Annotated in this window: 1 protein-coding gene; it reads left to right on the forward strand. The window is 70.1% G+C overall.

The window, feature by feature from the left end; translation table 11 throughout:
- On the forward strand, window positions 1-877 hold an 877-nt coding region (locus DMH08_RS39620; RefSeq protein ID WP_148108673.1), incomplete at both ends, for an acyltransferase domain-containing protein.

An 877-nucleotide genomic window follows, 5' to 3' on the forward strand; every position in this document is an offset into this window, starting at 1 on the left:
TGGCGACCTACGGCCAGGCCGAGGGACGCACCGAGGATCGGCCGTTGTGGCTGGGGTCGGTGAAGTCGAACATCGGTCATACGCAGTGCGCTGCGGGTGTCGCGGGCGTGATCAAGATGGTGCTGGCGTTGCAGCACGGCACGCTTCCCAAAACCCTGTTCGCCGAGCAGCCGTCATCACACGTGGACTGGACGTCGGGGAACGTGCGGCTGTTGCAGGACGCGGTGGAATGGCCTACGGGCGAGGAGCCGCGCCGAGCGGGCGTGTCCGCCTTCGGTGTGAGCGGCACCAACGTCCACGTCATCCTCGAAGAGGCGCCTCAGGGCGCCGACGCACCGGCGGGCGAGAACAATGCATCGGTGCTGGCGCCACAGACTCCCGCTTGGGTGGTGTCGGGGCACACCACGGAAGCGCTCGCAGGTCAGGCGGGTCGGCTGCGCGAGTACGTGGTGGCGCGTCCGGAGTTGCCGGTGGGCGATGTGGCGTGGTCGCTGGCGACGACGCGTGCAGCGCTGGAGCATCGGGCCGTCGTGCTGGGTGATGACCGGAGCGGGCTGGTTGCGGGTCTGGCGGCGGTGGCGACGCAGCAGCCCGGGCCCGGTGTGGTGACGGGTTCGGTGGCTCCCGGTGGTGTGGGCCGGACGGTGCTGGTGTTCCCCGGTCAGGGGAGTCAGTGGGTCGGTATGGGGCGTGAGCTGGCGGAGGCGTCGCCGGTGTTCGCGGCCCGGTTGGCCGAGTGTGCTGCGGCTTTGGCTCCGTTCGTGGAGTGGGAGCTGGACGATGTGCTGGCGGGCGGTCACGGGTTTGAGGCTGCGGACGTGGTGCAGCCGGTGTTGTGGGCGGTGATGGTTTCGCTGGCTGCGGTGTGGGAGGCCGC

Source organism: Actinomadura sp. WAC 06369, assembly GCF_003947565.1.
Lineage (GTDB): Bacteria > Actinomycetota > Actinomycetes > Streptosporangiales > Streptosporangiaceae > Spirillospora > Spirillospora rifamycini.